We start from the raw sequence: 18,472 nt of genomic DNA on the forward strand, positions 1-18,472 counted from the left end.
TTCGACCTCCATCAGAGCAACACGATCAGCCAGCGGTGCCGGTAAAAAGGGGGATCGATAGAACCGCCCGATCATGCTCTCGGCCGCAGTCGTGGTGGCCTGACCACCAAGATACACTTACTGTGCGATAGCCAGGGTTTTCCACTTACCTTTTCCCTCTCAGCAGGCCAGCGTGCCGATTCAACCCATTTCATCGAGTTGCTGGAGAAGGTTCGACTACCAGGGCGTTCCGGTAGGCCTCGCAAACGCAGTCGTTATGTCGTGGCTGACAAGGGCTACGATAGTGATGAGCTTCGACGCTACTGCACGCGTTACGGCATGCGGCCCATCATCCCCAGACGTCGCATGCATAGGCGCCCGCGTCCTGGCCTGCCGCATCAGTTCGACCGGCCGAAATACCGTCAGCGCAATGTGGTAGAACGCCTATTCGGTTGGTTGAAAGAAAAGCGTCGGCTAAATACCCGCTATGACAAGCTGGCCAGTAGCTTCAGGGCCATGGTGACCCTGGCTTGTATCCAGCAATGCATGAGAGCCGACTTTTCAGACAGAACCTAGAGCGTCATTCGACTCAGCTTCGAGAAGCCACGATGGCTAAGTGACAGAAGTTTGATATGGACAAACGACGGCCGATGTCAGGCCGTCGCTATCGGCCAAGAGCGGTCTTTTATGTTTCACTAACATAGCGCTTTAACGGCTGGCTGAGGCGCGCCCTCCCGACAATGAATCGCAGGCCGCCACTTGTGCCAGCGTCGTTTCAAGCCAATGGTTATAAGATGTACCCTTTCCGCTCAAAATAGAGTTGATATTGACGCATGAGCGGATAAAGATAGTCACGTACATCACGCCCGCCAACAACAAAATAGGTATGATTAAGGGAGTCACCAACCCTCGTCAATGCCACATTACTCCCTCGAACTACCTTCGCGTCCATATTGGATCGATAGTGTTTCGCGGAGTTACAAAGTTCACGTACCAGATTGTAATTGGGATCATTGTGGAGCAATCGATGCAACTCCACTTCCTCATGCTCTGCGTCAGTAGCCATCGTGTATCCTTTGTGCCCAAATGGCCAAATCCAATCCCGGAGATGCGACAGTGACGTCACTAAATTGAACAGAGTGTAATGGTTGGGCTCGTTCTCAAAATCGACAAAATCAGATCGGCATTTCCGGAACAGGTCAAAAGGGCCACTAAGCTCAAAGAATCCATTTTTCATCGATCCGTAACCATATTACGCAAAAATTATGTGTTTTCTTAGTGGATTTGCACAAATATGCCCGTTGCAGGACCACCTGTTGGCTCCCAATAAACACGAGCACCAAATTTGTAATCATCAACGTGAGCTTTTAATTCATCGGATTCTGATTCAAATATTGTAAACCTATATGATTTTTCTATAGTTACCTTGTCTCCATCTATTGCCACTGTCATCTTATATTCCCCAGGGCTCCAACTGAATTTTTCATTAAAGAATTCCTTTATCGGATGAACGTTCACATCATCCGCCTCGGCCAATGCATCTGGGTTTCGCCTTCTCTTCTCCATAATATCTTGCCGCAGCTCCGACTCCATATCCCGGTACCTTTTCTCATCATCTCGATCAAAAAAATTCAGGAAATTAGCTATATGGGACCAGTCTTCGTCTGGGCGCAAGAAGAATGGGGTGAATAACACGGAATCCTTGTCAGTCGGCTTTTGAAGATAGTTTTGAACAGGAAGCGTAAATACATGAGTATTATTTCTGGTGAAACGCATAGACATCGACCTTATGCGAACAGTCCTTCCACCGATGTTTGACACAATAATGTGAGCTTGAACATTAGGATTTCCGATCTTATGGGTCAGAAAAACCCTAGAATAGAGCTCGAGATCTAGCCTCGGCCGCCTAAACCAAAGGCGGACAGGTGGTAGCTGTGAAAGTACTATTGCAATTGCTGATACCACAACTGCCCAGAAAGACCAATTTGTTATCATAATTTATCCAGTGCGGTAGTCCAACATTTACATATAACGCCTAAGCTCAGCCGCCGCTTCAGCGGTCGGCTGGAGCGCCTTGTTCTGTGTTTTTGGTAGTCTGGGTCTTCATGAACATGGAGGCAAAAAGCTCCGTCTCTTCACGAAGGCTTTGAACTCTATTTCTAAAAGACTCCATTTCACTATTTTCAATCTCATATCCGTGCATCAGCCTAGTAATTCGATGTATAAAATAGTTTCGTTGACTTAACAGGAAATGTAAGTGGTAGCTCACCGTATCGGTTAAGTTTCCTGATGACTCCAATTTTTTAATAAGTCCACCCAGTGGGATTTTTTCTCCGACCTGAACTCCTTTCTCATTCAGAAAATCAACAAGGACTCCTTCAAGACGTCCAACGGCCAAGACCATTTCACCTAAGCACCTTGTAAAATCCGAGTTGGATATAAGCTTATCGTATGTTTCAGTCATCGTTACCTACACAGAACGCTTTGCTCACCGGTAAATTAGGAGCGCAGCGAGTAATTTATCCGTGTGCAGCAATTTGTTAGGCTTCTGCAAACCCAGCGTCAGTGAGCTTGAATGCGTCACCATCTGACTGAACATCCACCCAACCTTGCGCAACGGCATACTCCATTCCCGGCTTAAAGTCCTCTGAAGCCAATCCACGAGAATGCCAAACCGCAGTAAAGTTGTTTATACGTAGGACATGCCCAGGCCGTGAATTGAAGTGGCCGACGAATATTTCTAGTATTTCACGAGCAGTTTCTTCGGGTGTTGGTAATGTCGCCATTCTGGAGTACCCCGTTTCAGTTAGTTTATATGAATCACCGGACGGCATTGCATCCACCCAACCTTGGGAAACGGCATAGTCCATCCCCACATTAAAGTCCTCTGAAGCCAGCCCACGAGAATGCCAAATTGAGGTGAAGTTATTGATACGCAGGACATGACCCGGGCGGGACTTAAAGTGCTCGACAAATATTTCTAGGATCACATGTGCTGTGTCTTCTTTTGATGGCACCGTCGCCATTTGCATCTCCTTAATTTGAAAGCCTAACAGCGTATTAGACGGCGCGTTTTATGATGGAATGAACGAGCTGGCACTTTTTTCCGGCAAATGCAGCTTGCCAGGCCCTCCCAAGGCTATGATTCTTTGGTCTATTAATTTCCATTAGGCCGTATAATCAAAATTCGCGTGCCTGCTGCATTTCCCGGCATGTCCGCTCAGGGTCGATAGCCGACCAAAGCCCCCTATTCATGCGCGCCCAATATCCTGCACGCCAGCGGCATAGTGAGCGGCTATTTCTTCAACCACCTTAGCACTTGATCGCATGATCCGCTCTACATCACGGGATTTTCACCTTCAACGCTGCCGCAAAATACCTTGCTAATCAGTGTATCCCGGACCAGTTGGCTTTAAAGGCGGCACACGCGTCGCCCATGCTTTCCGTGGAAGGTGGCGCTCGCCGCTGATCGACGGCATTGCATCACTGTGCCAAGATCGTGATTTGCCGAATATCTGCAAGAGGAGCGCCAAACCATCATGCCTGAGGATTCCTTCTGGTTGGAGCTGTTGAGCAACCGGCTGGTGAGCTCGATTGCACTCGTGGCGATTCTCATAACGCTGCGTATCCTTGCCGTGCGTGTCATTCGCGGGCGCCAAGAGATTCTGTCCGATTACCGGCGTGCGTGGCTGGCCCGTATCCGCAATGTGGCCGTCATCCTGACGCTACTCGGCCTGGCGTTGATCTGGCTGCCTTCCCTGCATGCCTTTGCGCTTTCCATCACCGCTTTTGCCGTGGCCTTGGTTATCGCAACCAAGGAGCTGATTCTGTGCCTTTCGGGCACCGTGCTGCGTATCGTCAACCAGCCGTTCGAGATTGGTGACTGGGTCGAAATCGGCAGCCTGCGCGGTCAGGTGGTCGACGAGACCATGCTGGCGACGACTCTGCAGGAAATTGGCGGCGCCGTGGGCCGTTTTGAATACTCCGGCAAGACCATCGTGGTGCCCAACAGCGTGTTCCTGACCACCCCGGTTCAGAACCAGAACTTCTTCAAGAAGTGGGTGTATCTCGACGTCTGCGTGGTGTTAGAGGCCGACGTGGACATGCGATCAGAACTGTCGGCTCTTGAAGACGAAGTGGCCTCCCTGCATGCGCCGCATTCCGAATTGGCCCAACGCTACAGCGAGGTCATCAGAAAACGCAGCGGCGTCGACATCGCCGACCCCCAACCCCGCGTGACCCTGACGACCACGGACATTGGCAAGCAGCGGATTGGCGTCACGCTTTTCTGCCCCACGCCAAGCGCCTTTGAAATGGAACGCGCCATCAACGACGCCGTACTGCGCCGCTATTGGCATTTGCGCGCGACAGCGAACGCCTCGGCCCCGGCATAACCAGCTACACGAGCCTGCTAGAAACGCTGGCAGCGGGCCACTCCGGCAGTAGCCCTATTACTATTACCAGGCGATGAGGCGCCCTCATCCAAATCGATGACTTAAAATTCTTCCCACTCCAGTTCTGCTACTTTTTTGGTGCTGGCAGGCTGGCCAAGTGAAGGGCGCGCCGGATTGCTGGCGATTGCTCTTGCCGCCGGTTTGCGAAGCGGCAGCGCTGGAGAGGCCACGCCACCCTGCAGCTTGAAGATAGCCACCGCTGTTTCAAGCTGGGCGGCCTGGTCTTCCAGGGACGCAGCGGCGGTCGCGGCTTCCTGAACCAAGGCGGCGTTTTGTTGCGTTACCTCATCCATCTGTGAAACGGCCTGGTTCACCTGTTCGATGCCATCGCTTTGCTCTGTGGATGCCGCCGAAATTTCATCCATGATGTCGGCAACGCGCTTAACGGACGCCATGATCTCTTCCATTGTCTTACCGGCTCCTTCCACCAGGGTAGACCCCTGATGCACCTGGCCTGCCGATGTTTCAATGAGGCCTCTTATCTGCTTGGCGGCATCGGCGCTGCGGCTGGCAAGATTGCGCACTTCCGTGGCAACAACGGCAAAGCCGCGGCCTTGCTCACCCGCACGCGCTGCCTCGACTGACGCATTTAGGGCCAGAATATTGGTCTGGAAGGCAATCGAGTCGATCACGCCGATGATTTCGCTGATCTTCCTGGAGCTTTCCGAGATGCTATGCATCGTGTCGACGACTTGGCCAACCGCGTCACCACCCCGCGCGGCGGTGGCAGAGGCATCGCTCGCAAGCTTGCTACCCTGACGGGCATTGTCTGAATTTTGCTTCACCGTTGCGGTGAGCTGTTCCATGCTGGCAGCGGTTTCTTCCAGCGAGGCGGCTTGCTGCTCCGTGCGTGATGAGAGGTCGGCGTTGCCCATTGAAATTTCCCGCGCCCCAATATGAATCGAGCCACTGCTGTCACGCACGCTCGATACCGTTTGAGAAAGTCCTGACTGCATATACTGCATGGCTGCGAACAGTTGGCCGATTTCGTTCCGGCCACGATCCGCGATCTTGTGCGATAAATCGCCCTGGGCAATGCGCTCAAAGTGGTGAACGGCTTCCTGAAGGGGGCGAATGACCACGCGCATCATACCGATGCGCACCAGAACGACACTCAGGATGACCAGCAACAATGCGCCGATCCCTACGTACTCTGACGTCGTCATGGTTGACTCGTAGCCTGCCATCAGCTCACGGCCGCGTGCTGTGGCATAGTCGATAAAGGCTTCATTGGTTTCGATATAGGCAAGATTGAGCTGGTCGCCTTCGCGCTTGGCCGCTCGATAGGCCCGTTCATCATTGCGGTTTAGTGCTTCGTACTGAGGTATCAGGCCTCGCGAGAGCAATTGAGTAAAAGCGGTCTCGATCGCGTCTGCGTAAGGCTTGCCTGTTTCTGTCTTGGGCACAGACAAAAACGCATTAAAACGCTGCTGGGCCATCTGGAGGGTCTTCCCTGCCTGGTCAAGATAGCGTTCTGCGAGCGCCTGATCTCCCTCGTTCAAAGCATCGAGGTGGTTCATAAAAAACAGCTGTGTATCGGCAATATTCACCTGCGCCCGATTCAAAGAATTCAGCTGTTGGACATTGATGCGGTTGAGCTCATCAATCGAACCAGCGCCCAGCATGCTGGTTTTGTAGCCAAGCCCCGCCACGACCAGAATCAAGGTAGTAAACAGGCCTAGCACGACCGTCAGGCTCGCCTTGACGGTTAATTTTTTCAATAGGTTATGCATCTTCGTTCTCTACGAGAGGGAGCCATTCAAGGTGAATGCATCCAGCCAATGGGAGGGCACCTCGTAAAAAAAGTATTTAAAATACTGGTTTATGCGAGGTTAGAGAGAATATCGGCGCCAGGTGAATAAAATTGAGTTAAAAAAGACGCCATTTCTGACAATATTGACCTGTGTCAATTAACGATGACAGTCACCCCGGACCTACCGGCCTTCAACTCTGGGTAATGAACACGGTAAGCTTGTCGCCATACTCGCTGCAGATGCTGTCTCGATGATGACTCCCCACTGGATACTCGGCCCTGGCGCCATTGGCCGCCTGTTGGCCCATTCGCTCTCGCCCATAGGTGACGTTACCCTGGTTGGCCGCCGGGCGCTGGCTGAGCCGCAATGGCTGACCACGCCGGAAGGCGAGCGGCGCCTTCAGCGTTTAAACGCGCTTACCGTTGATCAACTGGCCTCTGAAGGCCTGCCTGCGCCTGGGTTTGTGCATATCACCACCAAGGCCATGGCCGCTGAAGCGGCGCTTGAAAGCATCTCGAATTTCATCCCCTCGACGACCCCGCTGGTGCTCTGGCAAAACGGCTTTTTGGCCCAGCCGCGGATTACCCAGGCGTGGCCGGGCCCTGTGCTAAATGCCACCACGACTCAAGGTGCTTATCTGAGCGGCGATGCTGAGGTGGTGCATGCGGGGCGCGGGCACACCTTTATCGGCGATTTGCATAACCGGCACCCTGCCCTGGCGAAAACGCTGGTGCAGACGTTGGCCCAGGCGGGATTTGATGCCACGGCAGTGGACGATATCCGCCAGCGGCTTTGGCAGAAGCTGGCAGTCAACGCCGCCATCAACCCGCTGGTGGCGCTACATGGCGTGCACAATGGAGAATTACGCGGTGCCGAGTATTCGGGCCGCGTGGCGTCTGTGATCACCGAAGTGGCGATGATACTTCAGGCAGAGGGCATTCAGCCGCCAAACGCTGGCCACGGCGAAGACGCGTGGCGGGCGCTGGTATGGCAGGTGGTGGACAATACCGCGGGTAACAAGGCCTCGATGCTTCAGGATGTGGAGGCCCGCCGCCCCACCGAGCGCGGGGCGATTTTGGGGCCACTCATCGAAAGTGCCCAGCAGCATGGGTTGCCATGCGAGGTGCTGCAAGCGCTTGATGCCGAGCTAGCGGCGTTGGAAGCCAGTTACCTGAGCCCTCGCTAAGCACAAAAACCTAGCCCAGCACCGGATACAGCGAGCCCACCAGCAACACCGCCATGGTGATATTGAACGCCCGATTACGCCTGGGGCTGGTCAGCCATTGGCGTACCATCAGGCCCAGCCACGCCCAGATCGAAATCGCGGGGAAGCTGACCATGGCAAACACGCAGGCGACCATCACCACGGAGAGCAGGGTTCTGTCCGGCGCGTAGAGGGTGATGGCCGAAAGCCCCATGGCCCAGGCTTTGGGGTTCACCCACTGAAAGGCGGCTGCCTGCAGGAATGTCATGGGCGTGCCTTTTTCATCCGACGCCTTGAGCGGCGCGGCGTTGGCGACCTTCCAGGCCAACCAGAGCAGGTAGGCAACTGAGATCACCTGCAGCACCTTGTTCAGCAGCGGATAGGCGTCGAAAAGCGACATGAGCCCGCCCCCCACTATCAGTACCATGACACTGAAGCCCACCATAATGCCGAGCATGTGGGGCAGGGTTTTCCTGAAGCCGAAGTTCGCGCCTGAGGCCATCAGCATCAAGTTGTTAGGCCCAGGGGTTACGGTGGCCACAAATGCAAAGACCGTTAAGGCAGCCAATACCGATATGCTCATTCTCGCTGTCTCTTTTGATTAACTATGCGTAGAATTTTACGGGCTTACACTCGCAATTTTGCGCCTAATATCCATTTAAATGATCACTCATCGCAATAAAATATGAAGATAGACACCATTGACAGAAAAATATTGCACGAGCTCAAACGCGATGGAAACCTGAGCAACGTTGAGCTTGCCAAGCGGGTCAACCTGTCTGCCTCGGCATGCCTGCGCCGGGTGCAGGAGCTCGAGAAAAACGAGGTCATTCTCGGGTATCGGGTAATCACGGCGCCAGAGGCGATGGGGCGAGGCTTTGTGGCGTATGTCACGGTGGGGTTGGCAATACATACCAAGGCGGCTCAGGAGGGTTTTGAGCGGGCGATGGCCGTGGCCAATGAAGTGGCGGAATGCCACAACATCGCTGGCCCGTTCGAGTACCTTCTACGCGTCGAAACCCGCGACCTCGCCAGCTACAAGCGCTTTCATACCGAGGTGCTGGGCACCCAGCCTCATGTCAGCGCCATTTCCACCCTGATTGTGATGGGCTCGCCCAAGGACGAGCGCGGCTAGGGGCGGCCAACGAGCCCATCATTTGCCTGCGCGTTATGCGTTACCGTCTTTGTCCTGATAGAACCGCATCAGGCTCGAGAAATCGAGCTTGCCGTTACCGCCTGCTTTGTGGAAAGTAAACAATGAGCGGGCGGCGGAGCCCATGGGCACCGGCGAGGCGCTTAGCTGGCTGACGTCCATGGCCAGGCCCAGGTCCTTGATCATCAAGTCGACCTGGAAGCCACCCTGATAGTCGTTCGACGCGGGCGCCTTTTCCATTACGCCCGGGTAGGGGTTATAGCCATTGAGCGCCCAGTTGCCACCGGAGCTTTGCTTCATGATTTCCGACAGCACCGCTGGGTCCAGGCCGTTTTTGACGCCCATGTTGATGGCTTCACAGGTACCCGCCATCAGGATCGACAGCAGCATGTTGTTGCATACCTTGGCAATTTGCCCGGCGCCATGATCACCGGCGTGAAAGATGTTCTTACCCATGGCGTCCAACACCGGCTTGGCCTGTGCGAACTGGGCCTCACTGCCACCCACGATAAACGTCAGCGTTCCTGCCTGGGCGCCGCCCACACCGCCGGACACCGGCGCATCGACAAAGCCGATCCCTTTCGCCTCACCCAGCGCCGCCACGTCTCGGGCGGTATCCGCATCGATCGTGGAGCAGTCGATCACCAACGCGCTGGGCTTGATCACGTCAAACAGGGGCGCATCACCTTCGGCATAAAGGCCCATGACGTGCTTGCCTGCGGGCAGCATCGAAATCACGAAGTCGGCATTGGCAACGGCCTCCTGAGCGGAATCTGCTACTTCGCAGCCCTGGGATTTTGCCGTTTCCAGCGCGCTTGCCGAAAGGTCGAAGGCGCACACATGAAAGCCTGCCTTGACCAGGTTGGCGGCCATGGGGCCGCCCATATTGCCTAAACCGATAAATGCGACGGTGCTCATAACGTTTGTCCTTGTTGTATGTAATAAGTTATATGCAATAAGTTGTATGTAATCAGTTATGTGTAATAAGTCGTAAGTTGCAAAACGTCAGCGAAGATCGTGGAGCGGATTCGTAGCCCACGGCGGCGTTAAAAGCTCGTCGATGAACGACGCTTCAACCGAGGCCACATCGGGGTAGGTCCAGTCAGGCTCACCGTCTTTATCCACCAGCAGGGCACGCACCCCCTCGGGGAACTCCCGGTGACGGCAACACTGGACCGAAAGCGCCAGTTCCGACTGAAACACCTCGGCAAGCGACATGTACTTGGCCCGCTTGAGCTGTTCATCGATCAGCGTGATGGACACCGGGCTGCCGTGAGCCAGCGTTTTCTGCGCTTTGCTAAACCACTTGTCTTCACTTTTGACGTCCGCAATAGCGGCAACAATTTGTTCAACGGTGTCATGATCCATCAGTTCGCGGATCAGCGGTGAGAATTTATAAACCGGGGCTTCCAGCTCTTCGAACACCGGCTGGGAGGCCTGCTCCAGCTCGCGCAGAATACGGTTGACGACCCCATGGGTATCCGTGTTCTCCCCTTCGCCCCAGGCGGCTTGAGTCAGCTTTTTCGCCAGCGTATCGCGCTCGTGGCTGGCAATGGCTCGGTCGGCCAGGCCCAGGTGAACGGCATCCGGCGCGTTGATCTGGCTGCCCGTCATGGCCAGAAAACGCCCGGTGCCGTTGGGCAAGCGGTTAAGGAACCAGCTGGCACCCACATCCGGGTAAAGGCCGATGGTGACCTCGGGCATCGCCAACCGTGATGTTTCTGTCACCACTCGATGGCTACTGCCGCTTAGCAGCCCCATACCGCCGCCCATGACAATGCCATTACCCCAGCAGATCACTGGCTTTGGGTAGGTATGCAGCGCGTAATCCAGACGATACTCCTGATGGAAAAAGCGCTCCGGAAAATCGGGATCGCCCTCACCCTTAATCGCCTTGTAGAGGCTGACCACATCGCCACCGGCGCAGAAGGCTTTTTCTCCGGCGCTATCAAGCAGCACGGCGACCACGCGCGGGTCCTCCTGCCAGTCGGCCAGGCGGGGCAGTATTTCCTCGATCATTTCCAGGGTCAGGGCATTCAGCGAACGCTCAGAATTGAGGGTTATTTCCGCAATGACGTGGCCGTCCTGGGTGGGGTGTTCGGCAAACAGTACGCTACTCATCTAACCATCCTTATTCGGTGCAACCACTACAACGATTTGATCAACGACCGGCTTTGCAGCGTTCATAGCTCAGCGGCACCTTCTGCAAGCACCCGGCGTGAAATGATCAGACGCATGATCTCATTGGTCCCCTCAAGGATACGATGCACGCGTGTATCACGCACAAAGCGCTCCATCGGGTACTCCTTGATATAGCCGTTGCCGCCGTACAGCTGAAGCGCTTCGTCACATACCTTGAAGCCTACATCGGTGGCGAAGCGTTTGGCCATGGCGCAGTAGGTAAGCGCATCCGCGTCGCCCGCGTCCAGCTTGGTGGCGGCCAGGCGCACCAACTGCCGCGCGGCAACAAGCTCGGTCACCATGTCGGCCAGGCGGAACTGAAGCGCCTGGAAGTCCGCCAGGCGCTTGCCGAACTGTTTGCGTTCGAGCATGTAGGCCCGCGCCTCGTTGATGGCCTGCTGAGAGGTACCGATCGAGCAGGTGGCAATATTGATTCGGCCGCCATCCAGGCCTTTCATGGCAATCTTGAAGCCGTCACCTTCGTTACCAAGCATCTGATGGGCAGGCACCCGAACGTCTTCGAACGTGATCGTACGGGTCGGCTGGCTGTTCCAGCCCATTTTGGCTTCCTTACGGCCATAGCTGATGCCGTCTGACTTGGCATCCACTGCGAAGGCGGAAATGCCCGCTGCGCCCTCTCCGCCCGTGCGTGCCATCACCACCAGCACATCGGTACTGCCCGCACCGGAAATAAACATTTTACTGCCGTTGAGCAGGAAGTCGTCGCCGTCGCGCTTGGCCGTGGTTTTGAGCGAAGCGGCGTCGGAGCCTGAGTTGGGTTCGGTCAGGCAGTAAGAACCTAATAGCTCGCCGGTGGCCAGCTTTTCGCCCCACTGCTCGATGGCGTCAGGCGTGCCGAAATCGGCCAGCATCCAGGTGACCATGTTATGGATAGTGAGATACGCCGTGGTCGAGGTGCAGCCCATGGAAAGCTGCTCGAAAATGATGCTGGCATCCAGCCGTGAAAGCCCAAGCCCACCGACGCTTTCCGGTGCATAGAGCGAGCAGAAGCCCAACTCACCCGCCTTGCGGATCACCTCAACGGGGAATATGGCCTCCTGGTCCCATTCCGCCGCGTGGGGAGCCAGCTCATTTTGGGCAAAGGCACGCGCCATATCGGCAAACGCAACCTGGTCTTCACTCAGCTCGAAATTCATGGCGACGCTCCGCTGAAAGCCGACCCCTGATACCAAGCCACAAGGGGGCGCTTTCGATATTGTGATTGTGTTCTTCAAGCGTGGATGACGAAAAGCCAAACACGCTAATTGACGTTTACGTTAACTTATATTTTAACCCTGCCATAAGCAACCACCCTCCCCCTCGACCTTTGGTGTAATCGGCGCAAGTCTGTCGGGGCTTAAGCGCCAAACAGGGCGACACCTTATTTACGTTAACGTAAACTTGTTTTAACCTCAGTGGCAGTGTTCCATAGAAGGTATACCTTAAGCATGATTCTTGGGAACAATGCCCTTTTGAGAGAACGTCACCATGAGCAAAACCTACTCGATCAGTGAATTGGCCAACGAATTTGATTTGACCACCCGCAGCATCCGTTTCTACGAAGACCAGGAGTTGCTTCACCCCACCCGCCGCGGGCAAACCCGCGTCTACAGCAGTAAGGATCGGGTGCGACTCAAGCTGACCATTCGTGGTAAACGTCTTGGCTTTTCACTCGCCGAAATCCGCGAGCTGTTCGAGCTCTGGGACGAGACCCGCAGCGGTAGTAAAAAACAGCTGAATTTAATGCTCAGCAAGATCGCCGAGCGCAGGGCGGCACTCGACCAGCAGATGAAAGACATCACCATGGTCCAGCTTGAGCTCGAAAGCGCAGAAATTCGCTGCCGCCAGGCGCTGGAAGAACTGAATCAAAAGCAACGCGAAGAAGAGCAGATGGAAACCGATACAACATCGCCCTCTTCATCCGCGACCACGCATTGACCGGATAACGGCACTAGATACCGCCAGCGCGCTGACCAGCACTCTTTTCAATATCACTATCAACACAATGAACAACAGGTGATTGACCATGTTTTCACACTACTCAGAACTCAATTTCGGCCTTGATGACGAGCTGAATATGCTGCGCGAGCAGGTCAACGCCTTCGCCGCTAGCGAGATCGCCCCCCGCGCTGCCGAGATCGACCAGAGCAATGAATTTCCCAACGACCTATGGAAGAAGTTCGGCGACATGGGGCTGTTGGGGATTACCGTTTCTGAAGAAGATGGTGGCAGCGGTATGGGCTATCTCGCCCACTGTATCGCCATGGAAGAAATTTCCCGCACCAGCGCCTCGGTGGCGCTCTCCTACGGCGCCCACTCCAACCTGTGCGTCAACCAGATCAAGATCAATGCCTCTGCCGAGCAGAAAGCCAAATACCTGCCCAAGCTGATCAGCGGCGACCATGTGGGGGCGCTTGCCATGTCAGAACCCGGCGCCGGGTCTGATGTGGTTTCCATGCAGTTGCGTGCTAAACGCGATGGCGACCACTACATTCTCAACGGCAACAAGATGTGGATCACCAACGGCCCGGACGCGGATGTGCTGGTGGTCTACGCCAAGACCGACCCGGACGCCGGTTCCAAAGGCATTACTGCCTTTATTATCGAAAAAGGCATGCCCGGTTTCTCGACCGCCCAGAAGCTCGACAAGCTGGGCATGCGCGGCTCCAACACCTGCGAGCTGGTGTTCCAGGACTGCGCCGTGCCCGCCGAGAATATTCTGGGCGATGAGGGCAAAGGCGTTCGCGTGCTGATGAGCGGCCTGGATTACGAGCGCACCGTGCTCGCGGCCGGCCCTATCGGCATCATGCAGGCCGCCATGGATGTGGTGCTGCCCTATATTCACGAACGCAAGCAGTTCAACCAGTCGATTGGCGAGTTCCAACTGGTGCAGGGCAAGGTAGCGGATATGTACACCACCCTGAACGCCTGCCGGGCCTATCTGTATGCCGTGGCAGGAGCCTGCGACCGCGGCCAGACTTCCCGCAAAGACGCTGCCGGGGTGATTCTCTACTGCGCGGAAAAAGCCACCCAGGTAGCACTGGATGCGATTCAGCTACTCGGCGGCAACGGCTATATCAACGAGTACCCCACCGGGCGGCTGCTGCGTGACGCCAAGCTGTATGAAATTGGCGCAGGTACCAGCGAGATTCGGCGGATGCTGATCGGTCGCGAACTCTTCACTGAAACCCTTTAACGAACATCAGCAGGGCCGCGCCATGAGCACCGTGAATAGCCAAATCAATCCCCGCAGCGATGTGTTTCAAGCCAACGAAGCCTCCATGCTCGGTGAAGTCAACAAACTGCGTGAACTGACCGCAGCCATCTCCCAGGGCGGCGGCGCCAAGGCCCGGGAGCGTCACGAAAGCCGCGGCAAACTTTTCGTGCGTGACCGTATCGATCATCTGATCGATGAAGGCTCACCGTTTCTCGAATTTTCAGCGCTTGCCGCCCACCACGTTTATGAAAGCGAGATCCCGGCGGCAGGCGTGGTCACCGGTATTGGCCGCGTTTCCGGCGTCGAGTGCGTGATCGTCGCCAACGACGCCACGGTGAAAGGCGGCACTTACTTTCCGCTGACGGTCAAAAAACATATTCGCGCCCAGGAAATCGCCCGCAAGCATCGCCTGCCATGCCTCTACCTGGTCGATTCCGGCGGCGCCTTCCTGCCCCGTCAGGATGAAGTCTTCCCCGACCGTGACCACTTCGGGCGCATCTTCTACAACCAGGCGACCCTCTCCGCCGAGGGCATCCCGCAAATTGCCGTGGTGATGGGCTCATGTACCGCGGGCGGCGCCTATGTGCCCGCCATGGCGGATGAATCGATCATCGTCAAAGAACAGGGCACGATTTTCCTCGGCGGCCCGCCGCTGGTAAAAGCCGCCACCGGCGAGAGCATCAGCGCTGAAGACCTGGGCGGTGCCGACGTGCACGCCAAGGTCAGCGGCGTGGCCGATCACTATGCGGAAAACGACGCCCATGCACTGCAGCTGGCCCGCGCCTGTGTGTCCCGGCTGAACTGGCAAAAGCGCGGCCAGCTCGCCATGCAGGCGCCCAAGCCCCCCAAGCTCGACCCTTCCGAGCTGTATGGCATTGTCGGCACCGACCTTAAAAAACCCTATGACGTGCGGGAAGTCATTGGCCGCATCGTCGATGACTCCGACTTTGACGAGTTCAAGCGTTACTACGGCGACACCCTGGTTACCGGCTTTGCCCATATTCACGGCTACCCGGTGGGCATCGTGGCCAACAATGGCGTGCTGTTTTCCGAAAGTGCCGTGAAAGGCGCGCACTTTATCGAGCTGTGCGCCCAGCGCAAGATTCCGCTTATCTTCCTGCAGAACATTACCGGCTTTATGGTGGGCTCCAAGTACGAGCACGAAGGTATTGCCAAGCACGGCGCCAAGCTGGTCACCGCCGTGGCCTGCGCCAAGGTGCCCAAATACACCGTCTTGATTGGCGGCAGCTTCGGCGCCGGTAACTACGGCATGTGTGGCCGCGCCTATGATCCTAACCTGCTGTTCATGTGGCCCAATGCGCGCATTTCCGTAATGGGGGGTGAACAGGCCGCGGGCGTGCTTTCCCAGGTAAAGCGCGAACAGTACGAGCGCGAAGGCCGCGAGTGGACGCCGGAGGAAGAAGAAGCCTTCAAGCAACCCACCCGCGAACAATACGAGCACCAGGGCCACCCCTACTACGCCAGCGCTCGTCTGTGGGACGACGGCGTGATCGACCCGTTGCAAACCCGCGATGTACTGGGGCTTTCACTGGCTGCCGCGATGAATGCTGAAGTCGAAGAGACACGCTTTGGCGTGTTCCGGATGTAAGGGGCAACCACCATGGCTTACTCAACACTGATGATTGAAAACGGCGTGGCGCGCCTGACCCTGAACCGCCCCGAGGTGCATAACGCCTTCGACGACAGTTTGATCGCCGAGCTGAACGATCACTTGAGTCGGCTGCATTCGCTTGCGGACGCAGGGGATGTGCGCGTGGTAGTACTCGGTTCTGAAGGCAAGAGCTTCTCGGCCGGAGCCGATTTGAACTGGATGAAACGCATGGTCGATTACGACCTGGAGGATAACCTCGCCGACTCCCGCAAACTCGCCGCATTGATGCACGGTCTCGACACACTGCCCTGCCCGACGGTTTGCCGCGTTCAGGGTGCCGCCTTTGGCGGCGCGGTGGGGCTCGCCGCCTGCTGTGACGTAGTGATTGCATCAGGAAACGCCAAATTCTGTCTGTCGGAAGTCAAGATTGGCCTTTCACCCGCCGTCATCAGCCCCTATGTGCAGCGCGCCCTGGGCGAGCGGCAAATGCGCCGCTATGCGCTAACCGCCGAGGTAATAGACGCGGAAATGGCGCTCGCTCTTGGTCTAGTCCACTTGGTAGTGGAGCACGATAAGCTGGACGACGAAGTGGACACCATGCTGGCAACGCTGTTAGCAGGCTCGCCCCAGGCCCAGCGTGCCACCAAAGCGCTGATGGCCACGGTGGCTCAAACGCCTGACAGTGATGCCACCCGCGAGCATACCTGCCAGGTCATCGCCCAACTGCGGGTAAGCCAGGAGGGCCAGGAGGGTTTATCCAGCTTTTTTGAGAAGCGCCGCCCGGATTGGGTCGACTCCAATAACACATCTAACGCTTCGGAGCGTCGCTCATGAGTCATTCGCCCTCTATCAACACAACAGAAAAAGCGGACAACGCTGCTCGCACAACACCTTTTGACACCTTGCTGGTCGCCAACCGCGGCGAAATCGCCTGCCGGGTGATGCGCACGGCACGCCGCATGGGCCTGAAAACCGTCGCCGTCTACTCCGACGCCGATGCCAGCGCCCGCCACGTGCGCGAAGCCGACGAAGCCGTGCGCTTAGGCCCTGCAGCTGCGCGGGAAAGCTATCTCAATATTGAGGCCGTGATAGACGCCGCCAAGCGCACCGGCACCGGTGCGATTCACCCGGGTTACGGCTTTCTTTCCGAAAACGGCAGTTTCGTCAAGGCGCTTGAAGAAGCAGGCATTACCTTTGTGGGCCCGCCCGCCTCGGCCATTGCCGCCATGGGCGATAAATCCGCCGCCAAATCGCGCATGGCCAATGCGGGTGTACCGCTGGTGCCTGGCTACCACGGGGATGACCAGGGCGATACCCTACTGCGCAGTGAAGCTGACCGAATCGGCTACCCGGTCATGCTCAAAGCCAGCGCGGGTGGCGGTGGCAAAGGCATGCGCGTGGTTGAATCGGGTGATGGCTTTCAGGCCGCGTTAGACGGCTGCCGCCGTGAGTCCAAAGCCGCCTTCGGCGACGACCGCATGCTGATCGAAAAATACCTGGTGCAGCCCCGCCATGTGGAAGTGCAGGTATTCTGCGACCGCCACGGCAACGGGGTTTACCTGTTCGAGCGTGACTGCAGCGTTCAGCGGCGTCATCAAAAGGTGATCGAAGAAGCCCCCGCTCCCGGCATGACGGCGGAACTGCGCAGCGCCATGGGCGATGCGGCGGTGCGTGCCGCAAAAGAGATCGGCTACGTGGGTGCAGGCACCGTGGAGTTTCTGTTAGATGCGGACGGTTCCTTCTACTTTATGGAGATGAACACCCGCCTCCAGGTCGAGCACCCGGTCACCGAGATGATCACCGGCCAGGATCTGGTCGAGTGGCAGCTACGCGTGGCCATGGGCGAACCGCTCCCGTGTCATCAGAATGAGCTAACCATTGCCGGGCATAGCTTTGAAGCACGTATCTACGCCGAAGACCCGGAGCAGGATTTCATACCCGCCACCGGCCTGCTTACCCGCTTTGCACTGGATCTGGAAGGTGCAGGCTTGAACGCCGATCAGGTTCGCTTGGATAGCGGTGTGGAAAGCGGCGATGCGGTATCGATGCACTACGACCCCATGCTCGCCAAGTTGATTGTGCACGGCCCCGACCGCGATGCGGCGCTGGCGACGCTTAACCGCGCACTTGCAGCGCTGGACGTTCAAGGGGTGGTCACTAACCGTGCCTTTTTAATGCGCCTGGCGACCCACCCTGGTTTCAAGAACGTGGAGCTGGATACGCGCTTTATCGAACGCAACGAAGCCACGCTATTCGCGCCGCGAACCTATAGCCGGGAAGACTATGCCAGTGCCGCGCTGATTGGCCTGCACCAGCTTGCCCAGGAATGCGAGAGCGACTCTCCCTGGGATCGCCACGACGGCTTTCGCCTCAACGCGCCCCACACCATACGCATCGCCCTGTGTGACCCGGCAAATGCTCAAGCACCGGACAGCGATGAAGCGGTGGTCATCGTGGAGGGCAAGCGCAACGCTGGCGAGTCACTTTGGAACCTGACAATCAATGATGAAACGCTCACCGCCAGCCTTCAGCCGCTGACCGGCGACGCCGTCGCCGTCACCCTGAACGGCCACCGCCAACGCCTGCAGGCACGCCGGGATGGGCACGTGGTGATCATGGCCGACCCCAGCGGTGAAACCCGCCTGTTCTGGCGGCGTATTGATGCCATTGACCACGGCCACCACGAGGCGGAGTCTACCCTCACCGCGCCTATGAACGGCACAGTGGTTGCGCTACTGGTGGAACCCGGTGTTGCCGTCGAGAAAGGCATGCCGCTGATGGTCATGGAAGCCATGAAGATGGAACACACCATGACCGCGCCCACGGATGGCAGTGTCGAGATTTTCCATTTTCAAGCTGGCGATACGGTCAGCCAGGGCGCTGTGCTGCTCGACTTTGCGGCCAACGAATAGGAGTCA

General features: G+C 56.7%; 16 protein-coding genes and 1 pseudogene. 9 read left to right on the forward strand and 8 right to left on the reverse strand.

Annotation, left to right across the window (positions count from 1 at the left end):
* Positions 1 to 555: pseudogene (locus BMX75_RS02855) on the forward strand (IS5 family transposase); the annotation flags it as partial.
* 699 nt (positions 556 to 1,254) lie between these two features.
* Here the strand turns inward: BMX75_RS02855 and BMX75_RS02865 are convergent.
* The 3 genes from BMX75_RS02865 to BMX75_RS02875 all read right to left on the reverse strand — a co-directional run bounded on the left by BMX75_RS02865 (position 1,255) and on the right by BMX75_RS02875 (position 3,005).
* Positions 1,255 to 1,755, reverse strand: a complete 501-nt coding sequence (locus tag BMX75_RS02865; protein WP_092825108.1) for a hypothetical protein — start codon at positions 1,753 to 1,755, stop codon at positions 1,255 to 1,257.
* A gap of 277 nt (positions 1,756 to 2,032) precedes the next feature.
* Complete coding sequence (locus BMX75_RS02870; protein ID WP_092825110.1) at positions 2,033 to 2,383, reverse strand: hypothetical protein; 351 nt, start codon at positions 2,381 to 2,383, stop codon at positions 2,033 to 2,035.
* 136 nt (positions 2,384 to 2,519) lie between these two features.
* Positions 2,520 to 3,005: a hypothetical protein gene (locus BMX75_RS02875; RefSeq protein WP_092825112.1), complete on the reverse strand. Its 486-nt coding sequence runs from the start codon at positions 3,003 to 3,005 to the stop codon at positions 2,520 to 2,522.
* Between the two features lie 513 nt (positions 3,006 to 3,518).
* On the opposite strand from BMX75_RS02875, the gene BMX75_RS02880 reads away from it, so the two are divergent.
* Positions 3,519 to 4,373 (forward strand): mechanosensitive ion channel family protein, encoded by an 855-nt coding sequence (locus BMX75_RS02880; RefSeq protein WP_092825114.1) that lies wholly within the window; start codon positions 3,519 to 3,521, stop codon positions 4,371 to 4,373.
* Between the two features lie 101 nt (positions 4,374 to 4,474).
* Here the strand turns inward: BMX75_RS02880 and BMX75_RS02885 are convergent, their stop codons facing one another.
* Positions 4,475 to 6,166, reverse strand: a complete 1,692-nt coding sequence (locus BMX75_RS02885; RefSeq protein ID WP_092825116.1) for a methyl-accepting chemotaxis protein — start codon at positions 6,164 to 6,166, stop codon at positions 4,475 to 4,477.
* A 274-nt stretch (positions 6,167 to 6,440) separates the two neighbouring features.
* Between BMX75_RS02885 and BMX75_RS02890 the strand changes: the two genes are divergently transcribed.
* Entirely contained in the window at positions 6,441 to 7,373 is a 933-nt protein-coding gene (locus tag BMX75_RS02890; RefSeq protein ID WP_092825944.1) for a ketopantoate reductase family protein, read from the forward strand.
* 10 nt (positions 7,374 to 7,383) lie between these two features.
* Here BMX75_RS02890 and BMX75_RS02895 read toward each other — a convergent pair whose 3' ends face one another.
* Positions 7,384 to 7,974 (reverse strand): LysE family translocator, encoded by a 591-nt coding sequence (locus BMX75_RS02895; RefSeq protein WP_092825118.1) that lies wholly within the window; start codon positions 7,972 to 7,974, stop codon positions 7,384 to 7,386.
* Positions 7,975 to 8,076: 102 nt separating this feature from the next.
* On the opposite strand from BMX75_RS02895, the gene BMX75_RS02900 reads away from it, so the two are divergent.
* Positions 8,077 to 8,526 carry an Lrp/AsnC family transcriptional regulator gene (locus BMX75_RS02900; RefSeq protein WP_092825120.1) on the forward strand — a complete coding sequence of 150 codons (450 nt, stop codon included), beginning with the start codon at positions 8,077 to 8,079 and terminating at the stop codon, positions 8,524 to 8,526.
* A gap of 33 nt (positions 8,527 to 8,559) precedes the next feature.
* Here the strand turns inward: BMX75_RS02900 and mmsB are convergent, their stop codons facing one another.
* From mmsB to BMX75_RS02915, 3 genes are all read right to left on the reverse strand, one after another.
* The gene (gene mmsB, locus BMX75_RS02905; protein WP_092825122.1) at positions 8,560 to 9,462 is read right to left on the reverse strand and encodes a 3-hydroxyisobutyrate dehydrogenase; all 903 of its coding nucleotides are present in this window, start codon (positions 9,460 to 9,462) and stop codon (positions 8,560 to 8,562) included.
* Between the two features lie 87 nt (positions 9,463 to 9,549).
* The gene (locus BMX75_RS02910; RefSeq protein WP_092825124.1) at positions 9,550 to 10,665 is read right to left on the reverse strand and encodes an enoyl-CoA hydratase/isomerase family protein; all 1,116 of its coding nucleotides are present in this window, start codon (positions 10,663 to 10,665) and stop codon (positions 9,550 to 9,552) included.
* Between the two features lie 62 nt (positions 10,666 to 10,727).
* Positions 10,728 to 11,882, reverse strand: a complete 1,155-nt coding sequence (locus tag BMX75_RS02915; protein ID WP_092825126.1) for an acyl-CoA dehydrogenase family protein — start codon at positions 11,880 to 11,882, stop codon at positions 10,728 to 10,730.
* A gap of 331 nt (positions 11,883 to 12,213) precedes the next feature.
* Between BMX75_RS02915 and BMX75_RS02920 the strand changes: the two genes are divergently transcribed.
* The 5 genes from BMX75_RS02920 to BMX75_RS02940 all read left to right on the forward strand — a co-directional run bounded on the left by BMX75_RS02920 (position 12,214) and on the right by BMX75_RS02940 (position 18,466).
* On the forward strand, positions 12,214 to 12,663 hold the full coding sequence (locus tag BMX75_RS02920) for a MerR family transcriptional regulator (RefSeq protein ID WP_092825128.1): 450 nt from the start codon (positions 12,214 to 12,216) through the stop codon (positions 12,661 to 12,663).
* Between the two features lie 88 nt (positions 12,664 to 12,751).
* Positions 12,752 to 13,921 carry an isovaleryl-CoA dehydrogenase gene (locus BMX75_RS02925; RefSeq protein WP_092825130.1) on the forward strand — a complete coding sequence of 390 codons (1,170 nt, stop codon included), beginning with the start codon at positions 12,752 to 12,754 and terminating at the stop codon, positions 13,919 to 13,921.
* Between the two features lie 22 nt (positions 13,922 to 13,943).
* On the forward strand, positions 13,944 to 15,551 hold the full coding sequence (locus BMX75_RS02930; protein WP_092825132.1) for a carboxyl transferase domain-containing protein: 1,608 nt from the start codon (positions 13,944 to 13,946) through the stop codon (positions 15,549 to 15,551).
* A gap of 12 nt (positions 15,552 to 15,563) precedes the next feature.
* The gene (locus BMX75_RS02935) at positions 15,564 to 16,388 is read left to right on the forward strand and encodes an enoyl-CoA hydratase/isomerase family protein (RefSeq protein ID WP_092825134.1); all 825 of its coding nucleotides are present in this window, start codon (positions 15,564 to 15,566) and stop codon (positions 16,386 to 16,388) included.
* Positions 16,385 to 18,466 (forward strand): acetyl/propionyl/methylcrotonyl-CoA carboxylase subunit alpha, encoded by a 2,082-nt coding sequence (locus tag BMX75_RS02940; RefSeq protein ID WP_092825136.1) that lies wholly within the window; start codon positions 16,385 to 16,387, stop codon positions 18,464 to 18,466. Before BMX75_RS02935 ends, BMX75_RS02940 begins: the two co-directional genes overlap by 4 nt.
* The last annotated feature ends 6 nt before the right edge of the window (positions 18,467 to 18,472 follow it).

The organism is Vreelandella subterranea (assembly GCF_900111305.1).
GTDB lineage: Bacteria > Pseudomonadota > Gammaproteobacteria > Pseudomonadales > Halomonadaceae > Vreelandella > Vreelandella subterranea.

Bases quoted from the DNA above. Each gene is read 5' to 3' on its own strand.
- BMX75_RS02940 (WP_092825136.1), top strand. From the start codon at position 16,385: ATGAGTCATTCGCCCTCTATCAACACAACAGAAAAAGCGGACAACGCT.
- mmsB (WP_092825122.1), bottom strand. From the start codon at position 9,462: ATGAGCACCGTCGCATTTATCGGTTTAGGCAATATGGGCGGCCCCATG.
- BMX75_RS02875 (WP_092825112.1), bottom strand. From the start codon at position 3,005: ATGGCGACGGTGCCATCAAAAGAAGACACAGCACATGTGATCCTAGAA.
- BMX75_RS02935 (WP_092825134.1), top strand. From the start codon at position 15,564: ATGGCTTACTCAACACTGATGATTGAAAACGGCGTGGCGCGCCTGACC.
- BMX75_RS02930 (WP_092825132.1), top strand. From the start codon at position 13,944: ATGAGCACCGTGAATAGCCAAATCAATCCCCGCAGCGATGTGTTTCAA.
- BMX75_RS02925 (WP_092825130.1), top strand. From the start codon at position 12,752: ATGTTTTCACACTACTCAGAACTCAATTTCGGCCTTGATGACGAGCTG.
- BMX75_RS02910 (WP_092825124.1), bottom strand. From the start codon at position 10,665: ATGAGTAGCGTACTGTTTGCCGAACACCCCACCCAGGACGGCCACGTC.
- BMX75_RS02895 (WP_092825118.1), bottom strand. From the start codon at position 7,974: ATGAGCATATCGGTATTGGCTGCCTTAACGGTCTTTGCATTTGTGGCC.
- BMX75_RS02870 (WP_092825110.1), bottom strand. From the start codon at position 2,383: ATGGTCTTGGCCGTTGGACGTCTTGAAGGAGTCCTTGTTGATTTTCTG.
- BMX75_RS02890 (WP_092825944.1), top strand. From the start codon at position 6,441: ATGACTCCCCACTGGATACTCGGCCCTGGCGCCATTGGCCGCCTGTTG.
- BMX75_RS02885 (WP_092825116.1), bottom strand. From the start codon at position 6,166: ATGCATAACCTATTGAAAAAATTAACCGTCAAGGCGAGCCTGACGGTC.
- BMX75_RS02900 (WP_092825120.1), top strand. From the start codon at position 8,077: ATGAAGATAGACACCATTGACAGAAAAATATTGCACGAGCTCAAACGC.
- BMX75_RS02865 (WP_092825108.1), bottom strand. From the start codon at position 1,755: ATGCGTTTCACCAGAAATAATACTCATGTATTTACGCTTCCTGTTCAA.
- BMX75_RS02920 (WP_092825128.1), top strand. From the start codon at position 12,214: ATGAGCAAAACCTACTCGATCAGTGAATTGGCCAACGAATTTGATTTG.
- BMX75_RS02880 (WP_092825114.1), top strand. From the start codon at position 3,519: ATGCCTGAGGATTCCTTCTGGTTGGAGCTGTTGAGCAACCGGCTGGTG.
- BMX75_RS02915 (WP_092825126.1), bottom strand. From the start codon at position 11,882: ATGAATTTCGAGCTGAGTGAAGACCAGGTTGCGTTTGCCGATATGGCG.